15 protein-coding genes are annotated in these 16,466 nt (G+C 73.5%); 5 read left to right on the top strand and 10 right to left on the bottom strand.

Annotated elements, in window-relative coordinates; genetic code table 11:
- Positions 1-73: 73 nt before the first annotated feature.
- Both ACIGG8_RS06325 and ACIGG8_RS06320 read right to left on the bottom strand, forming a co-directional pair.
- A complete protein-coding gene (locus tag ACIGG8_RS06325) occupies positions 74-796 on the bottom strand; it encodes a VOC family protein (RefSeq protein ID WP_396546093.1) in 723 nt (240 codons plus the stop codon).
- A gap of 84 nt (positions 797-880) precedes the next feature.
- Entirely contained in the window at positions 881-1,189 is a 309-nt protein-coding gene (locus ACIGG8_RS06320; protein WP_396546092.1) for a hypothetical protein, read from the bottom strand.
- A 103-nt stretch (positions 1,190-1,292) separates the two neighbouring features.
- Here ACIGG8_RS06320 and ACIGG8_RS06315 point away from each other — a divergent pair, with 103 nt between their 5' ends.
- Both ACIGG8_RS06315 and ACIGG8_RS06310 read left to right on the top strand, forming a co-directional pair.
- Positions 1,293-1,865: a TetR/AcrR family transcriptional regulator gene (locus ACIGG8_RS06315; RefSeq protein ID WP_396546091.1), complete on the top strand. Its 573-nt coding sequence runs from the start codon at positions 1,293-1,295 to the stop codon at positions 1,863-1,865.
- 52 nt (positions 1,866-1,917) lie between these two features.
- Positions 1,918-2,877: a transposase family protein gene (locus ACIGG8_RS06310; RefSeq protein ID WP_396546090.1), complete on the top strand. Its 960-nt coding sequence runs from the start codon at positions 1,918-1,920 to the stop codon at positions 2,875-2,877.
- A 242-nt stretch (positions 2,878-3,119) separates the two neighbouring features.
- Here the strand turns inward: ACIGG8_RS06310 and ACIGG8_RS06305 are convergent, their stop codons facing one another.
- The 6 genes from ACIGG8_RS06305 to ACIGG8_RS06280 form a co-directional block, all read right to left on the bottom strand.
- Positions 3,120-4,004: an SGNH/GDSL hydrolase family protein gene (locus tag ACIGG8_RS06305; RefSeq protein WP_396546089.1), complete on the bottom strand. Its 885-nt coding sequence runs from the start codon at positions 4,002-4,004 to the stop codon at positions 3,120-3,122.
- Entirely contained in the window at positions 3,979-5,175 is a 1,197-nt protein-coding gene (locus ACIGG8_RS06300) for a glycosyltransferase (protein WP_396546088.1), read from the bottom strand. Before ACIGG8_RS06300 ends, ACIGG8_RS06305 begins: the two co-directional genes overlap by 26 nt.
- A complete protein-coding gene (locus ACIGG8_RS06295) occupies positions 5,172-6,461 on the bottom strand; it encodes a glycosyltransferase family 4 protein (protein WP_396546087.1) in 1,290 nt (429 codons plus the stop codon). Before ACIGG8_RS06295 ends, ACIGG8_RS06300 begins: the two co-directional genes overlap by 4 nt.
- Positions 6,462-6,581: 120 nt before the next feature.
- Positions 6,582-6,746 (bottom strand): YegP family protein, encoded by a 165-nt coding sequence (locus ACIGG8_RS06290; RefSeq protein WP_350526662.1) that lies wholly within the window; start codon positions 6,744-6,746, stop codon positions 6,582-6,584.
- Positions 6,747-7,047: 301 nt separating this feature from the next.
- Entirely contained in the window at positions 7,048-7,695 is a 648-nt protein-coding gene (locus ACIGG8_RS06285; protein WP_396546086.1) for an HNH endonuclease family protein, read from the bottom strand.
- Positions 7,696-8,080: 385 nt separating this feature from the next.
- Complete coding sequence (locus ACIGG8_RS06280; RefSeq protein ID WP_396546085.1) at positions 8,081-9,463, bottom strand: amino acid permease; 1,383 nt, start codon at positions 9,461-9,463, stop codon at positions 8,081-8,083.
- A 421-nt stretch (positions 9,464-9,884) separates the two neighbouring features.
- Here ACIGG8_RS06280 and ACIGG8_RS06275 point away from each other — a divergent pair, with 421 nt between their 5' ends.
- The gene (locus tag ACIGG8_RS06275; RefSeq protein ID WP_350526665.1) at positions 9,885-10,109 is read left to right on the top strand and encodes a hypothetical protein; all 225 of its coding nucleotides are present in this window, start codon (positions 9,885-9,887) and stop codon (positions 10,107-10,109) included.
- Positions 10,110-10,242: 133 nt separating this feature from the next.
- Here ACIGG8_RS06275 and ACIGG8_RS06270 read toward each other — a convergent pair whose 3' ends face one another.
- Both ACIGG8_RS06270 and ACIGG8_RS06265 read right to left on the bottom strand, forming a co-directional pair.
- Entirely contained in the window at positions 10,243-12,339 is a 2,097-nt protein-coding gene (locus tag ACIGG8_RS06270; RefSeq protein WP_396546084.1) for an MMPL family transporter, read from the bottom strand.
- A 105-nt stretch (positions 12,340-12,444) separates the two neighbouring features.
- Positions 12,445-13,398: a deoxyribonuclease IV gene (locus ACIGG8_RS06265; RefSeq protein WP_396546083.1), complete on the bottom strand. Its 954-nt coding sequence runs from the start codon at positions 13,396-13,398 to the stop codon at positions 12,445-12,447.
- A gap of 212 nt (positions 13,399-13,610) precedes the next feature.
- Between ACIGG8_RS06265 and ACIGG8_RS06260 the strand changes: the two genes are divergently transcribed.
- Together ACIGG8_RS06260 and ACIGG8_RS06255 are read left to right on the top strand one after the other, a co-directional pair.
- On the top strand, positions 13,611-14,975 hold the full coding sequence (locus ACIGG8_RS06260; RefSeq protein ID WP_396546082.1) for a cytochrome P450: 1,365 nt from the start codon (positions 13,611-13,613) through the stop codon (positions 14,973-14,975).
- 372 nt (positions 14,976-15,347) lie between these two features.
- Positions 15,348-16,430, top strand: a complete 1,083-nt coding sequence (locus tag ACIGG8_RS06255; protein WP_396546081.1) for a nitrous oxide reductase family maturation protein NosD — start codon at positions 15,348-15,350, stop codon at positions 16,428-16,430.
- The last annotated feature ends 36 nt before the right edge of the window (positions 16,431-16,466 follow it).

Here is a 16,466-nt window from a genome sequence, read left to right as displayed (position 1 = left end):
CGAGCTGCCGGTCTACACCCGTAACAACATGGTGCGCGATTGCCTGGGGCAACGCGTCCCGGGCGGAGCGGGACTACCGTACGTGCTGGGTAAGGCCGAACAGAGCACCGGTGGGATCGCGTATGACCACGTCTCCGTTGGAGTCCTGGCGAACGTCGGTCGCACCGAGCTGTCGAGCCTGCTTGGCGTCGGCATCGGGTCTGTTGCTGGCGAAGCTGACCAGCCAGAGTGATCGCTGCACTGTCGGTTTCCCTGGCGGCTTGCCGGTGGCGGCGATGGAGTTGTCCGGCAGCCGGAACTCGGTGTGCTGGGGGTTGGAGTTCCAGTGCAGTGCTGGTCGGTAGAAGGCGGCGGCATGCGCGGAGTGGTCGGTCAGAAGGCTGACGCCGGCGAAGGTGCCCGGTTCGTGGTTCAGCTGCATGCCGGTGTGGGTGCCGGGCTGCCAGAGTGACAGTGGTGCGCCGACGGGGTCGAGAGCGACGGCGTAGTGGCCGAGTGTCCCGACTTCGGTGGGTGCCACGATGATCTGGGCGCCCAGGTCCGTGAAGCGGGTGGCGGTGGCTTGGATGTCCGACACGGTGACGTTGATCGTCCAGTAGGGTGCGCCTGCGTCCTCGGCCGGTCCCAGGGCGGCGACGAGATGTCCGCGCAGCGTGCAGAGCCGGTAGCCGTTGGGGTCCGGTTGGGCGACGGTCCAGCCGAACAGCGAGGTGTAGAAGGCCGTCGTCGTCTCCGTGTCGGGGGTGCCGAGGTCGATCCAGCTCACGGTGTTCTCGGGGTGTCGCGTGATGTTCATCGAGATGCCTCTCCGTTGGGACCGCCTCGCCCCGGCAGTGGGGCGAGGCGGTGTCCAGAGCTGACTCCGCGGCGCCCTGCGGTGTCAGGTGTAGTAGGGCGAGTTCAGGTCGATACTGGCGTCTTTGACGATGTCGCCGTCGAACAGTCGTGTCGTTGCCGGGGCTCCGGCCCGGCGGGCTTCTTCGGCGAAGGGGCCCTGGGCGAAGGCCAGGGCGTTCTCGGCGCTGTCGAACTCGTAGAAGCCACCGATGGTGTGGGTTCCGATGCCGGACAGCCACGTCTTGCGGATCAGGCCCGGCGCGGTCTTCAGAGCCGCGTTGACCTGGTGCCAGTCGAACTGATCGAACGGCACTGCCGCTTGGATCTCGGTGTAGAGAAAGGTCTTGCCCATCACGAACCTCCGGTTTCGGGGGCTTTCCAGCCCACCTACTAGTACGTGCGTCCTAGTAGGGCGAGCATGGACTAGGATGTCCGTACTAGTCAAGGGGGTCGCGATGGCCGCGGACACGAAGTCCCGCATGATCAGCGCAGCAATCGGACTGCTGCAACGCCACGGCCTGGCCGGGATGACCTTCAACGACGTCCTGGCCGAGAGTGGTGCCGCGCGCGGGGCGATCTATCACCACTTCCCAGGCGGCAAACAGCAGCTCGCGCTCGAAGCCGCCCGCCGCAACGCCGACGACGTCCGCGGCCACCTGCACGAGCTGCCGGCCCGCACGCCACGCGAAGTCGTGGAGGCGTTCCTCGACAACGTCCGCCCCGTGGTGCAGACGTCCGCCAGGGGCGGCGGCTGCGCAATCGCGGCGGTCACCGTCGACGGCGGTGCGGCCATTGCCGACCGGGCCAGCCTGCGCACTGTCGCGGCCGAAGCATTCACCGGATGGGACGGCGAACTCGCCGGAAAACTCACCCACGCCGGAATGAGCGCGTCCCAGGCCGCCGATCTGGCCACCCTCATGATCGTCACACTCGAAGGCGCCCACATCCTGTGTCGTGCTGCCGGTAGCATCGCACCTTTCGACAGAGCTGCCGCGGCCCTGCTCTCCGGCCTCCCGAGCTCGGGTTGAGCCGGTGCCGGAACACCACAGCGTGGCGCGCTGACACGATCAGGCTTCTGCCATGGCATGCGCGGGGCCGTGCGGGCTGGGTGTTGCTGTGACGCAACACCTTGGCCGCACGGCCTTGTCCCATCGTGTCTTCAGCGGCCTCCAGCGCCGTCGACTCGGTTCGCTGATCGCAGAGTTGGCCGAGGCGTGGATGGCCGCCGAGGAGGGCCGAATGCACGAGCGTCGAGGCCGCAGCCGGTTGCGTGCGGCTGGCGCGGGACCGAATCACCAGCTGGTGTTCACCGACCGGGTCATCGCCACGCTGGTCGTCCTGCGATTCCAGCTCCCGCACGGGGCTCTGGCCCTGCTCTACGGAGTGGACCGCTCCACGATCACCCGGGCTGTCCACGAAGTCCGTCCCCTTCTGGCCGCTCGTGGCTTCGCTGTTCCCGGGCAGGGTGACCGGCGGCTTCGCACTCTCGCGGACGTCTTCGCCTATGCGGCGGCTGAGGACGTCGAGCTGCGGCTGGACGGGACGGAGGTCCGGGTTCGACGACCCCGGGCGAACAAGCCAGGCAGTCGCGCCTACGTTTCGGGCAAGATGCGGCAGAACACCAAGAAGGCCACCGTCGTCACTGACAGGCAGGGCCGCACCCTGTGGGCCGGGGCCTTCCGACCCGGCCGAATGCACGACCAGACAGCCGTGAAGACCGAGGGAATCTGCGAGCTGTTCGAGCAGTACCCTCAGGTCAGGGCCAAGGTCGACGCGGGCTACCGGGGACTTGCCAAGCAATTCCCCGACCAGGTCCAAGCCCCGCCGCTCAAACCGAAGAAGGGCGCCGCGCCCGAAGACATCGCCGCCTGGGACGCAGCCCGCCATCAGCAGTCCTCGGAGCGCATCTGCGTCGAGCACGCCAACGCTGAACACAAGCAGTGGCGAACCCTCCAGCGCTACCTCGGACGCCGCGAGTACTTCGACGAGACCTACGCGGCAGTAGCGGCCCTGGTCTCCGACCGCGCCGCCGAGAGGTGAGCACCCATCAGACGACCCGCCAGGCCAACACGCCCCGACCTCATTCGTACACAAGGCCGTAAGGGCGTGCCGGACTCCCCATTGCGGTTGTCCGACGCTCCGGCAGTCGTCGCGGACGTTGCGGCCCTGGTCGAGCTGCGCAGGGCGGTGGGAGACATCTGGACGGTCCACCTCGACGAGGGATGGGTCTAGGCAGCCCCCCGCCGCTCCGTGCGGCTCCGGCCGGGTGCCACGCCGCCCCCTCACCCCAGGGAGGCCAGCGCCTGTGCCGCGGCCCGCGCCATCTGCTCGTCGTGCCGGCTGCTCGCGCCGCGCAGGCGGGCGGCGGATTCGGCTGCGGCGAGTGCCAGCAGGCCGGGCAGCAGGTCGGTGCTGCGGGCGACGACCCAGCGGGTGCCCTGGGTGGCCATCCACCACAGGTCGGCGGCCGGGCTCGGCGGGGGCTCGGCCGGTGCGGTGGCGGGTGGTGCGCCGAGGGGGTGCCCCGCCTCGGCGAGCAGCGCGTGGAAGCGGCGGGCGATCAGATGGTGGCCCTCGGCGCTGGGGTGCAGGCGGTCCACGCTCAGCAGCCGCCGTTCCTCCAGCCACGGCAGCTCGGCGAGGTGCAGGTGGATCGCCCGGTGACGTACGGAGAGGGCGTGCACCACCGTGTTGACGGCCCGCATCCGCCGTGCCAGCGGGCGGGCGAGCGGGGCCGGGAGGCGGAGCAGGGTGCCCGGGTCGGGCAGGCAGGCGGTCAGCAACACGGCGCCGTGGCCGGACAGTTCACCCAGTGTGGCGTCCAGTTCGAGGGTGGTGCGCCGGATGTCGAAGCCGGCCCGCAGGGTGTCGTTCCCGCCGACCACCACCGCCGCCAACTGCGGCCGCAGTGCCAGCGCGGCCGGTAGCTGACGTGTCGTCAGTTCGCTGCTCAGCGCGCCGCTGTACGCCAGGTTGGTGAACTCGACGTCCCGCCCCCCGGGCGCCAGCGAGCGGGCCAGGACGGCCGCCCAGCCGCGCCACGCCTCGCCCACCGCGTCCCCGACTCCTTCGGTCAGCGAGTCACCGAGCGCGACGAACCGCGTCAGCTCGCCGGCCGGTGACCGGTCTTCTGCCAGCCGGTCAGGGCCGGTGCCGAGCATGCTCATCCCGATCCCCTTCCCTCGTGCCGCCGTTCCGTACGCCGTGCGCCGCGAGGAACGCGGCCACCGCCGCGGGCCAGCCGTACCGCTCGGCCTGTGCGCGGGCGGACGCCCGCCGGACGCCCTCCGGCCGGTCCAGCAACTGGCGGACCGCGGTGGCGAATCCGTCTCCCGTGTCGGCGGCCGCGACCCCGGCGAGACCGATCAGGCCGGGCAGCGCGGAGGACCGGCTCGCCACGACCGGTGTCCCGCAGGCCAGCGCCTCCATCGCGGCCAGCCCGAAGGTCTCCACCGGCCCGGGCGCGAGCACCACGTCGGCGCAGCCCAGCAGCCGGGCGAGTGCCTCGCGCCCGCTCAGGTGTCCGAGGAAGCGCACCGGGAGCCCCAGCCGGGCGGCCCGGTCCGCCAGCCGCCCCCGCAGCGGGCCGGTCCCGGCCACGACCAGGACTGCGGGCACCCGTCGGGCCCGCAGCGCGGCCAGGGCCTCGATCGCCCGCTCCGGCCGCTTCTCCGCCGAGAGCCGCGAGCAGAGCACCAGCAGCACTTCCGCCGGGGCGGCGTACCGGGCCCGCTCCGCCGCCCGGTCGGCCGGTGGCAGCGGCCGCATCGCCTCCAGGTCCACCCCGAGCGGCGCCCGGGCCAGGTTCGGCGTGCCGATCCGCCGGAACTCCGCGGCGGCCCAGTCGGTGGTGCACAGCACCGAGTCGTACGCGCGGGCGGTTGCCGCGTTGAGCCGGTCGGCGGCGGCGTTCGCCAGTGGCCCGGGCACTCCCCGGGTGCGCAGCACGCCGGCGGCGCTCTCGTGCGACACCATCACCGAGCGCACCCCGTGCCGCAGTGCCCAGGCACCGGTCCAGCGCAGTGTGGTGCGGTCGGACACCTCCAGCCGGTCGGGGGAGAGCCGGGTCAGTTCGGCGGCCACCGCCCGGCGGTCGGTGAGCAGCCGGTACCCGCCGCTGGCCGGCAGGACCGGTCCCGGCAGGGTGACCACCAGGCCCTGCCCGGTCTCCTCCTCGGTGCGCCGCTTGCCGGGCACGATCAGCACCGGCCGGTGCCCGGCGGCCCGGTACCCGCTGCCCAGGTGCCGCAGCGCGGTGCGCAGGCCGCCGGAGACGGGCGTGACGAAGTTGGCGAGCCGCACGATCGTCAGGGCCTCGCCGTTCGGGACGGGGATCATGCCGGCAACTCCTCCGGCATGCTGTCCGCGGCCGCCGGGTCCTTCGCGGCGGCGGTGTCCGTCGCGCCGCCCGTCACCGGCCCCGGCACGACCGTCCCTGCCGTCACCGTCCCCGCCGTCACCCGTCCCGGCGTCCCGGACACCCCCCGGTGCTCCGCCAGCACCTCGGCGTAGTGCCGCAGCAGCAGGTCCCCGACCGCCTCCCAGGTGCGTGCGGTGACCTCCGCCCGTCCCGCCCGCCCGTACGCGGCCCGCCGCGCCGGGTCGCCGGCCAGCTCGGCCACCGCCCGGGCCACCGCCGCAGCGTCCCGGGGTGGTACGAGCAGGCCGGTGCGGTGGTGCGCGACCAGGTCCAGGGGACCGCCCGCGGCCGGGCCGATCACCGGCACCCCGCTCGCCATCGCCTCCTGGATGGTCTGACAGAAGGTCTCCAGCGGGCCGGTGTGCACGAACACGTCCAGCGTCGCGAAGCAGCGCGCCAGCTCGTCACCCGTCCGGCGGCCCAGGAACACCGCGCCGGGCATCGACGCCTTCAGCCCGGGCGCGGACGGCCCGTCCCCGACGACCACCACCCGTACCCCGGGCAGCGCCGAGGCTGCCGCCAGCAGGTCGACCCGCTTCTCCGGCGCCAGCCGCCCGACGTACCCGACCAGCACCTCCCCGCCCGGCGCGAGCGCCCGGTGCAGTGCCTCGTCCCGGTGCCGGGGGTGGAAGCGCGCCGAGTCCACTCCGCGCGGCCACAGCTGCACCCGGGGCACCCCGTGTGCCGTGAGGTCCTGCGCGGCCGGGGTGGACGGCGCCAGGGTGCGGGCGGCGGCCCGGTGCACGGCCCGGATCCGCCGCCACGCGGCGGCCTCCCCGAGCCCGCGTCCGGCCCGGTAGGCGTGCGCGTACCCGGCGAGGTCGGTCTGGTAGACGGCGACGGTGGGCACTCCGAGCCGCGCCGCCACCTGCCCGCCGCGCGCTCCGAGCACGAACGGGCCGGCCAGGTGGACGATGTCCGGCCGGTGTCCGGCGATCGCGGCCGCCGGCTGCCGGCTCGGCAGGGCGATCCGCACCTGCGGGTACCCCGGCAGCGGCATCGACGGGATGCGCACCACGGGGATCTCGGCCGCCTCGGCACTCCCGAAGGTCTCCGGCGGGCACTCCGCCCCCCGCGCCGGCGCGGGAGTGACGACAAGGGGCTGGTGGCCCCGGCGGACCAGATGCTCGGCCGTCCGCAGCACGCTGTGGGCGACCCCGTTGACCTCGGGCGGGAAGGATTCGGTGACGATGACGACACGCATGCCAGTGTTCTGTCCGTGTCCGGCGTGCTCCGGGCCAAAGGGATCTGTCGTACAAGCGAACGCGGGTCGGCGATTTGCACCGCCGGCCCGCGTCCTCTTCCAGCTGCTGCCACCCCGGCCTCACATCGACCCGGCAGCCTCCTTGAGCTCCGCGTACGGCGCGAGCTTGCGGATCGACTCGATGCTCTTCAGGCAGTCGTCCTTGCTCTCCTCCGGGTCCCCGGTCACCACGACCGACCCGTTGCTGGCCTTGAGCCGGAACCGGTGCATCCCGCTCTCGTCCACGTAAAGTTCGAATCTACCCGCCATGCCAGTAACAGCCTTCCGCTCGGATGACCCCCCTGGGCGCACCGTAGGCGCGCGGGCACCGCAGGGCGCGCGGGGAGTGGCGTTCGGGTGGCGGGGTCGGCACCTCGTCGGCCCGGCCGGTGGGTTCGCCGTCGTCGGCGCGTGCTGGCCGGCGCGGCCGGTGGGTCGGGCGGCCGCCGGGGTGTCCGAGGCCCCGGCTGACGGGGCGTCATGGAACGCGACGGCGCCCCGCGCCGGACCCGGTGGGGTCGGACCGGGGCGCCGCCGTGCGGGGCGGTCAGCAGCCGTTGAGGATTCCGGTGAGCGCGGTCTTCTCGGCGCTGTCGACGCTGAGGCCGTAGTACTGCTTGACCTGCACCCAGGCGCGGGCGTAGGTGCAGCGGTAGGAGGCCTGGGGGAGCCACTCGGCGGGGTCGCGGTCGCCCTTGGAGCGGTTGCTGCTGGCGGAGACCAGGAGCAGCTGGGGGCGGGTGACGTCGTTGGCGAAGGCCTGGCGCTGGGCGTCGGTCCAGGACCAGGCGCCGGAGGCCCAGGCCTCGGAGAGCGGCACCAGGTGGTCGACGTCGAAGGACGAGGCGTTGGTGGTGGTCGCGTTGTCGTACGGCGAGGACCAACTGCCGCTGGTGGCCTTGCAGGAGGTGTCGGTCGCGACGTTGCTGCCGTCCCGCTTGACGACCCACTCGCGGGTGTCGCAGGTGCCGCTGATGGTGATCCAGATGTGGAACAGCGTCCGGTCGTAGGTGTCGCCATGGGTCTCGGCGGTGGCGGGCATCGCGGCGAGGTAGGTCCGGGCGGTGGCGGCGGAGATCGGGGTCGGCAGGGCGGCCTGGGCGGGGGTGCCGGTCGTGAGCACGGTGGCGGCGGCGAGGGCGGCGGCGGCCGGTATGCAGGACAGGAACCGGCGTATGGACGCGGCGGTGGCCATGGCGAACGCTCCATCATCAGATCGGAAAAGATGCTGAGTTGCGTGCGCCAGTGTGGCGAGCTTGGGGCTACGCGGGTAGACCCCGGACGTGAAATCCTCGTGGACATCGGCCCGTTACCGGGCCACTACCGGACAAGTCCGGCATCCTGCACGGGTGTTCACGACCTCCGGCCGCCGCCGGGCGGGCCTCGCCGACCGAGGTCACGGGGAGGCCGCAGTGAGGACACTGTCGCCGGGAGGTCGCGTCCGGCCTCGACCGGCAGCGACCTCCCGAGCCGACCCGAGCCGACCCGAGCCGACCCGAGCCGACCCGAGCCGACCCGAGCCGACCCGACCCGAGCCGAGCCGACCCGGGTCAACCCGGGGTCGGCCGCGCCCTCCCGGCTCAGCCGCGGCGCCGCCCCGCCATCCAGACGTAGACCAGGATCCCCGCGAACAGGAACAGCACCCCCTGGTAGACGGCGGCGTAGCCGGCGCCGGCCAGGAGCCAGAGCGAGAAGGCGAAGGCGCCCAGCCCGAGGACGGCGTCGCGGACGAGCCGGCCGTTGTCCACCTTCTCGGTGGCGCCGCGGACCAGCCAGTACAGCTGCGCGGCGGTGGAGAGCAGGTACGGGACGGTGGCGGTGAAGGTGGTGACCAGCACCAGGATGTCGAAGGCGCCCTTCGCGCCGCTGGCGAAGTTGAGGACGGTCAGCACCGAGGCGAGACCGACGCTCACCACCACGCCGAAGACCGGGACGCCGCGCCGCTCCTTGGCGAAGGAGGCCGGGAAGAGGCCGTCCCTGGCGGCCGCGTACGGGGCCTGGGCGGCCAGCAGCGTCCAGCCGTTGAGGGCGCCGCTCATCGAGACCAGCGCGGCGACGGCGATCGCCGTCCCGCCCCAGGATCCGCCGAACATGGCGTTCACGGCGTCCGAGAACGGCGCGGTGGAGTGGACGAGCCGCTCGTGCGCGACGCTGCCGAAGACCGCCACCGTACCGAGCAGGTAGACCACCGCCGCGCCGGTGGTGCCGAGCACACTGGCCCGCCCGACGTTGCGCTCCGGGTCGCGGACCTTGCCGGCGCTCATCGCGGCCGACTCCACGCCGAGGTAGCTGAACAGCAGGATCGCCGCGGCGGCGGTCATGCCGCCCGCCCAGCCCTGGCCGCTCCCGTCGAAGGGCCCCAGGTTCTTCGGGTCGAAGAAGAACAGGCCGCCCACCGAGACCAGCAGCAGCGGGACGAACTTCAGGACGGTGGAGACGAGTTGGACGGCCCCGACGTAGCGGGTCCCGGCCAGGTTGGCCAGCGCGGGCAGCCACTGGAAGGCCAGCGCGGCGGTGATGCTGAACGCGGTGGAGTGCCCGACGGGCAGCAGCACGTCGAGGTAGCCGACGGCGGCGACGGCCAGCGCGGCGTTGCTGACCCAGGTGGTGATCCAGTACGACCAGGCGGACAGGAAGCCGGCGAAGTCCCCGAAGGCCTCGCGCGCGTAGACGTACGGCCCGCCGGTGCGCGGGTTGCGGCGCGCCAACTGCCCGAAGACCAGGGCCAGTGCGATGGCGCCGACGGTGAGCACCGCGAAGGCGAGCAGGCTGACCGTGCCGTAGGGCGCGACGGCGGCCGGGATCATGAAGATACCGCCGCCGATGATGTTCCCCATCACCAGCGCGGTGGCGGTCGCCAGCCCGAAGCGGCCGTTCCTCGGCTGGGTGGGGTCGGCCGGGGCCGGGGTCTCCGGGCCGTTCGGTCGGGTCGCCTGCCGGGTTGCGGCGGGACTGGTCTGCATGAGGGTGGTGCGCCTTTCGTGGTGCTGCCCGCGCTCCGACGCGCGCTCGGTGGAGCGTCGGGAGCGTGCGGAGCGACCGTTCATGCTCGGACCGGGCGACACCTTGCACCAAATCGACGGGATTTGTTCAGTTCGCCCGGCGATTCACCGCAAGTCTTGCGGTGGCGCGACAGCCGGACGGGCACTCGTCCGGCCCGGTGATCGGCGCCCTCCCCCACCTGTTCGACCGGCACCCCCACCGGGCCGCCCGTTCGTCCGGGAGGGGGAGTTGTGTCACCCGGATGTCGCAGTCGGCTTGCGATGAAGGCGGGTTCGTGCGCGTTCGTGTGCAAACCTGTGCCGGTGTCGCGGGGTGGCCGGGTGTGCTTGTGGCCGGCCCCGGGGCGCTCCTTCATGCCAGAGACCACCCAAAGGACATCTGATGTCGCTTCGTGGAAACATCCGCAAGCTCGCCGTTGTCGTCACCGTGACGGGCGCTGCCGCTCTCGCGGCGCCGGTGCCGGCGATGGCCGCTTGGCACGCGTCGGACTCGTCGACCTCGGCGAGCCTGGAGACGGGTTCGGCCGGTGTCGGCCTGTTCGGCCCGCACGCCCAGTGGCTCAACGCGCACGAGCACACCGACGACAAGTGCATCGGCGACTGCTGATCGACGGGTGAACGGGCCCGGGTGCCGCCACGGCGGCACCCGGGCTCACTGCTGCCCGCTCACTGCTGCCCGCTCACTGCCACGTGCTCACTCCACCCGGGCTCACTGCCCACCCGGGCTCAGCACCGCTCGCTCACCGCTGCCCGCTCGGCGCGGTCTCCGCCACCGGGGCGGGCCGGGACAGCTGCCCGGGCCACCACATGTGCCGGTCGAGGTCCATGGTGAGCGCGGTGACCAGCACCGAGCGCACCACCAGGGTGTCGAGCAGCACGCCGAGGGCCACCGCGAAGCCGATCTCGGCGAAGCCCACGACCGGCAGGGTCCCGAGGACGGCGAAGGTGCTGGCCAGGATCAGACCGGCCGAGGTGATCACGCCACCCGTGGCGGACAGCCCGTTCAGCGCTCCCTGCCGGGTGCCGACTTGAGCGGACTCCTCCCGCACGCGCGTCATCAGGAAGATGTTGTAGTCGATCCCCAGCGCGACCAGGAACACGAAGACGAACAGCGGGAACGCGTTGTCCTGGCCCTCGAAGTGGAAGACGTGCGCGAAGAAGAACGCGCTGATCCCGAGCGCCGCCGCGTACGACAGCACCACGGTCGCGATCAGCACCAGCGGCGCGGTGACGGCCCGCAGCAGCAGGGCGAGGATCAGCAGCACCACGCCCAGGACCAGCGGGATGATCGCCCGGTTGTCGTTCCCGGCGGCGCGCCCGGCGTCCAGGATGACGGCGGTGTTGCCCCCCACCTTGGCGTCCGCGTTCGGCACGGCGTGCACGGCGTCCCGCACCCGGTCGACGGTGTCCTTGGCGGCCTGACTGTCCGGCGGGTCGGTGAGCGTCGCCTGGAAGAGGGCCTGCCCCTCGTGCACGACCGGCGGCGTGGTGGCCGCCACCCCCGGAGTCGTCCCGGCGGCCTCCCGTACGGCGGGGGCGCCCTCGGCGGTGGAGATGATCGTCAGCGGCGCGCCCGTACCGCCCGGGAAGTGCTGCTCCAGCACCTGCTGGCCGACCACCGAGTCCGGCTTGCCGGTGAATGTCCCGGCCGTGCTGAGGCCGTTGGCGTCGAGCCAGACCAGCCCGATGCAGCAGACGCCGAGCGCCAGCGCCGTCGTCACCCACACCTTGCGGGGCTTCCCGCCGATCCACGCCCCGATGTGCGCCCAGCGGCCGGTCCTGGTCGGCTCCGGCGTGCCGTACCCGGGCCGGACCGGCCAGAACACCCAGCGGCCGACGATCACCAGCAGCGCCGGCAGCAGGGTCAGCATGGCCACGAGGGCGACCAGCACGCCGATCGCGCACACCGGGCCGAGGCCGCTGGTGGAGTTCATCTCGGCGACCAGCAGGCAGAGCATGGAGGCGATCACGGTCGCCGAGGAGGCGAGGATGGCGGGCCCGGCCCGGTGCAGGGCGAAGGCCATCGCTTCGTGCCGGTCCTGGTGGCGGCGCAGTTCCTCGCGGTAGCGCGCGGTCAGCAGCAGCGCGTAGTCCGTGCCGGCGCCGAGCACCAGGACGATCAGGATGCCCGCGCTCTGCGCGTTGACGGTCAGTCCGGCGTGCTTGGCGAGCAGGTAGATGAGCGCTTCGGCGACGGTCAGCGCGCCGGCCGCCGAGACCAGCGGCAGGATCCACAGCACCGGGCTGCGGTAGGTGAGCAGCAGCAGGATGATCACCACGCTGACGGTGGCGGCGAGCAGCGAGCTGTCGATGCCCGCGAAGGCCGCGGCCTGGTCGGCGCCGATGCCGCCGGGGCCGGTCACATGGGTGGTCATGCCGTTGCTGCCGTCGGCGGCGATCCGGCGAAGCTGCTCGACGGCGGGTTTCAGGTCGTTCCAGCCGTTGGTGCCGATGTCGATCGGCACGATGGTCTGCATCGCCTGGCCGTCGCCGGAGAGCACCGGGCCGGTGACCGGCCCGGCGACGTGCGGCACGGTGCGGAACTCGGCGGCGTCTCGGGCGGCTTCGGCCTGGTCGGCGGGGGTGATGCCGGAGGGCCGCTGGTAGACCACGACGGCCTGGGCGGTGTCCACCGGTTGGAAGGCCCGCTGCTCGTCGAGCACCAGGGTGGATTCGGCGCTGCCGGGCAGCCAGCTGGACGCCTGGTTGTCCTCGGCACCCATGAGCTTTCCGGCCAGTGGGCCGAGGGCCACCAGCAGCACCAGCCACAGTGCGAGCACCACCCACTTGCTGCGGTGGCCGCAGGGCAGTGCGGCGAGTTTCCGGGTCGGAAACATCCAGGAACCCCCTGGGGGCCGGCGGCAACGACTCGTCCAGATTCGCACCGGCCCCGCGATCCGGCAGCTCCGGCGTCGGCGGCCGCCGGGCCCCGTGGCGGGGACTCAGACGCGGACGGCCGCGCGCTCCCGCAGCTCCTTCAGCACCGCGATGTCCATCGCGTGTCCGGTGCCGTCCCCGCCGTGCTTGCGGTCCGGGGTTTCCACCAACAGGGGTACGCCGGCCGTCTCCGGGTGTTCGAACAGCTCGCGGAACGGCTCCGCGCCGATCATCCCGGCGCCGATGTTGGCGTGCCGGTCCTTGCGGGCACCGACCACGTCCTCGGAGTCGTTGGCGTGGATCAGCCGCAGCCGGCCCGGCCCGGCGGCGGAGGCCAGGGCGTCGAGCGCGGCCGTCACCCCGCCGGGGGCCGCCAGATCGTGTCCGGCGGCGAAGGCGTGGCAGGTGTCCAGGCAGACTCCTACCTTCGGGTGACGGTCCAGCGCCTCCACGTACTCGGCCAGTTCCTCCATCCGTGAGCAGAGGGAGCTGCCCTGACCGGCGGTCGGCTCCAGCAGCAGCCAGGGCGCGTCCTCGCCGAGTGCGTCGAGCTCGTCCAGCAGCGGCCGGACGTCCTCGCGGACCTGCGCCATCGCCTCCGCCCGGCGCGAGCCGCCGCCGGGCGCGGTGCCGACCGCCGAGCCGGTGTGCAGCACGACACCGAGTGCGCCGATGGCGTGGCCGCGGTGCAGCGAGTGGCGCAGCGAGTCGGCCGAACGCTCGCGGGTGGCCGGGTTGTCCGAGCCGAAGTTGATCAGGTAGGGCGCGTGCACCCAGGCCGGGACGCCCTGGTCGGCGCAGGCGGTGCGGAACTCCTCGTCCTGCGCCGGGTTGCCCGCGGGCGTCGCCCAGCCGCGCGGGTTGGCCACGAAGACCTGCACCGTCTCGGCGCCGACCCGCCGCGCGTACGCCAGGCCCGTCCCGGCCAGCCCCCGGCCGGCCACCGGGACGTGGGCGCCGATCGGGTTGCGGACGGTGGCGGTGGTGGCGGCGGGGGACGGCGCGGGCACGGTGGTCATGGCCCCGAGGATGTCACGCGGGCGGACGGCGGCGGCGGGCAGGTCGGCCCGGGCCTGCGGAGAGGGGGTCCGCCGCCGCCCTTCCACCGAGCCCTGAGGAAACGATCCTCTGTACTCCATCGAGTGAATGGCACCCGGAAACCCCGGATCCCGGCACCCGCCTCCGTCACGATCCGTGACCACGAGGAATCCGTGTCCCCGAGGAGGCAGCCGTGACCACCGCCGACCCCGTCGAGACCGTCGACCTGCGCGCCGACCACCTTGTCCGTGACCCCTTCGCCGCCTTCGCCGACCTGCGCGAACGCGCCCCGCTCGCCCGCGCCACCATCCCCGGCGTGGACCCGTTCTGGATCGCCGTCCGCTACCAGGACGTCCGCACGGTGCTCTCCGACCCGCGCTTCGCCAACGACGTGCACTCTGTCCACGGCGGGCCCCGTGCCGAGGCGCCCACCGGCGCCGCTGAGGCCGCCACCGACACGTCCACCCCCGCGGCCGCCCCCGCCGGGGCGCCCGCCCCCGCCCACCGCACCGAGCAGGTCTGGCGCGCCCGCGGCATGCCGCCGGAGTGCGCCGCGTACCTGCGCGCCGGCGTCTTCGACGCGGACGGCGCCCGGCACCGCCGGATGCGCGGCCTGGTGCACCCGGCCTTCACGGCCGGCGCGGTCGAGCGCCTGCGGCCCCGGATCGAACGGCTCGCCGAGGGGTACGCCCGCGGGCTCGCCGGGCACGCCGACCGGGACGGCGTGGTCGACCTCGTCGCGCACTTCGCCTACCCGCTGCCCGTCACGGTGATCTGCGAGGTGCTGGGCATCCCCGAGGCCGACCGCCCGCAGTGGCGCCGCTGGAGCTCCTACCTCGGCCGGGGCGCCGGGCCCGGCCTGGACGGGGCGCTGCGCGCGATGGTGGCCGCCGCCCGCGAACTGATCGAGCGGCGCCGCGCCGAACCGACCGAGGACCTGCTCTCCCGGCTGGCGGCCGCCGAGGGCGACACCCTCGCCCCGGTCGAGACGGTCTCGCTGATCCTCAACCTGATCGTCGCCGGGCACGAGACCACCGCCACACTGATCGGCAACGGGACGGCCGCGCTGCTCGCCCACCCCGAACAGCTGGCGCTGGTCCGCGCCGACCCGGGCCTGCTGCCCGCCGCCGTCGACGAGCTGATGCGCTGGTGCGGCCCGACCATCGGCGGGGTGCCGCGCTACGCGACCGAGGACCTCACCCTGGCCGGCACCCTGATCCGCAAGGGGGAGGCGGTGATGCCGATCCTCGCGGGGGCCAACCACGACCCGCGGGTCTACGCCGAGCCGGAGCGCCTGGACATCTGCCGGGCCGGCGCCCCGGACCGCGACGGGCACCACGACGCGCACCTCGGCTTCGGCCACGGCACCCACCGCTGCCTGGGCGCGGCGCTGGCGCACGAGGAGGCGGTGGTCGCCCTCGGCGCGCTGCTCCGCGCGTACCCGCAGCTCGCCCTCGCGGTCGGACCGGAGGCCGTCGAACGCGGCCCGAACCCGGCCGCCTGGCACCTCGCCGCGCTGCCCGTGCGCCTCGGCCCGCAGGCCCCGGCCGGGGGCTGAGCCGGAGCCGGCAGGAAACACACCGCCCCCGACCGCGCTCGCACCCGCCCCCCGACCACACCCGCACCCGCGCCCACGGCGCCCGACCGCACCCACATCCGCACCCGCGCCCGACCGCACCCGCGGTCGGGCGCGTCGTCATGTCCGCCCCGCGCGCGCCACGCCGGGCCGTCCCACGTCCGGCCGACGCCCCGTCAGTCCCGCAGCCCAGCCCTGGTGGCGGCCCCACCCGGGCGACCGTACCGTCGACTCGGCCGCACCCACCGGCCGTCACCGCCCGCACACAGCGCGTCAGTCCACCCCGCCGGACCGGGCCGGACACCCCGACCCACCCACGAGCACCGCGCACGCCGAAAGAACAGGTCACCACTCATGCCCACGCGACGGGTCCACCACCTGGCCGCGGCCACCGCGGCCGCCACCGCCCTGACCACCGTCCTCACCACCCTGGCCGCCGCGCCCGCGGCCCATGCCACCGAGATCGGCCGGCTGCACCTCGTCCAGCCCGGCGAATCGATTCAGCAGGCCGTCGACGCCGCCCAACCCGGCGACACCGTCCTGCTGCTCCCCGGCACCTACCGGGGCAGCGTCCGCATCACCACCCCCGGCCTCACCCTGGTCGGCTCCGGCCCCGACAGCGTCATCACCCCCGGCACCGGCACCGAGAACGCCTGCGCCACCGCCGGGCACGGCCTCTGCGTGGTGGGCACCGAGGCCGCCCCACTGCGCGACGTCACCATCGAGGCCCTCGCCGTCACCGGCTTCGCCAAGAACGGCATCGACGCCAGCGGCACCACCGGCCTGACCGTCCAGGGCACCTTCGTCCACGGCAACGCCCAGCAGGGCATCAGCCAGGAGATGTCCACCAAGGCCGCCATCGTCGGCAACCGCTCGACCGACAACGGCCAGTCCGGCGTCTTCCTCGCCAACTACGCCTACCGCGAGGGCGGCGCGCCCGACACCGGCGGCACCGTGGTCGAGGGCAACGAGCTGACCGGCAACCGGGTCGGCGTCACCGTCCGCCGGCTGCGCGGGCTGGCCGTCCAGGACAACGACATCAACGGCAACTGCGCCGGCGTCTTCGTGGTCGGAGACGAGGGCGTGCCCCGCGCCGGGGACCTGGACGTGCGGCGCAACAAGGTCGTCGCCAACAACAAGTTCTGCCCGGCCAACCCGCGCCTGGGCGCCATCCAGGGCGCCGGCATCGTGCTCACCGGCACCGAGGACGCCCGGGTCACCGACAACGAGGTCCGCGACAACACCGGCACCTCGGACTTCTCCGGCGGCATCGTCCTCTTCAAGAGCGTCGTCGGCGTCTCCAACGCCCGGGCCCAGGTCACCGACAACCGCCTGAGCGGCAACGGCCCCGCCGACCTCGCCGACCGCGACGCCGGGGCCGACAACACCTTCGCCCGCAACACCTGCGAACGCTCCGAGCCCTCCGGCCGTTGCTGAGCACCCCGACCCCCCGCCGCCCACCCCCAAGGAAGC

It is taken from the genome of Kitasatospora sp. NPDC085464, from assembly GCF_044541955.1.
Taxonomy (GTDB): Bacteria; Actinomycetota; Actinomycetes; order Streptomycetales; family Streptomycetaceae; genus Kitasatospora.
Note: the sequence above shows the minus strand (reverse complement) of the source record. Positions and strands in the feature narration are given on the sequence as shown.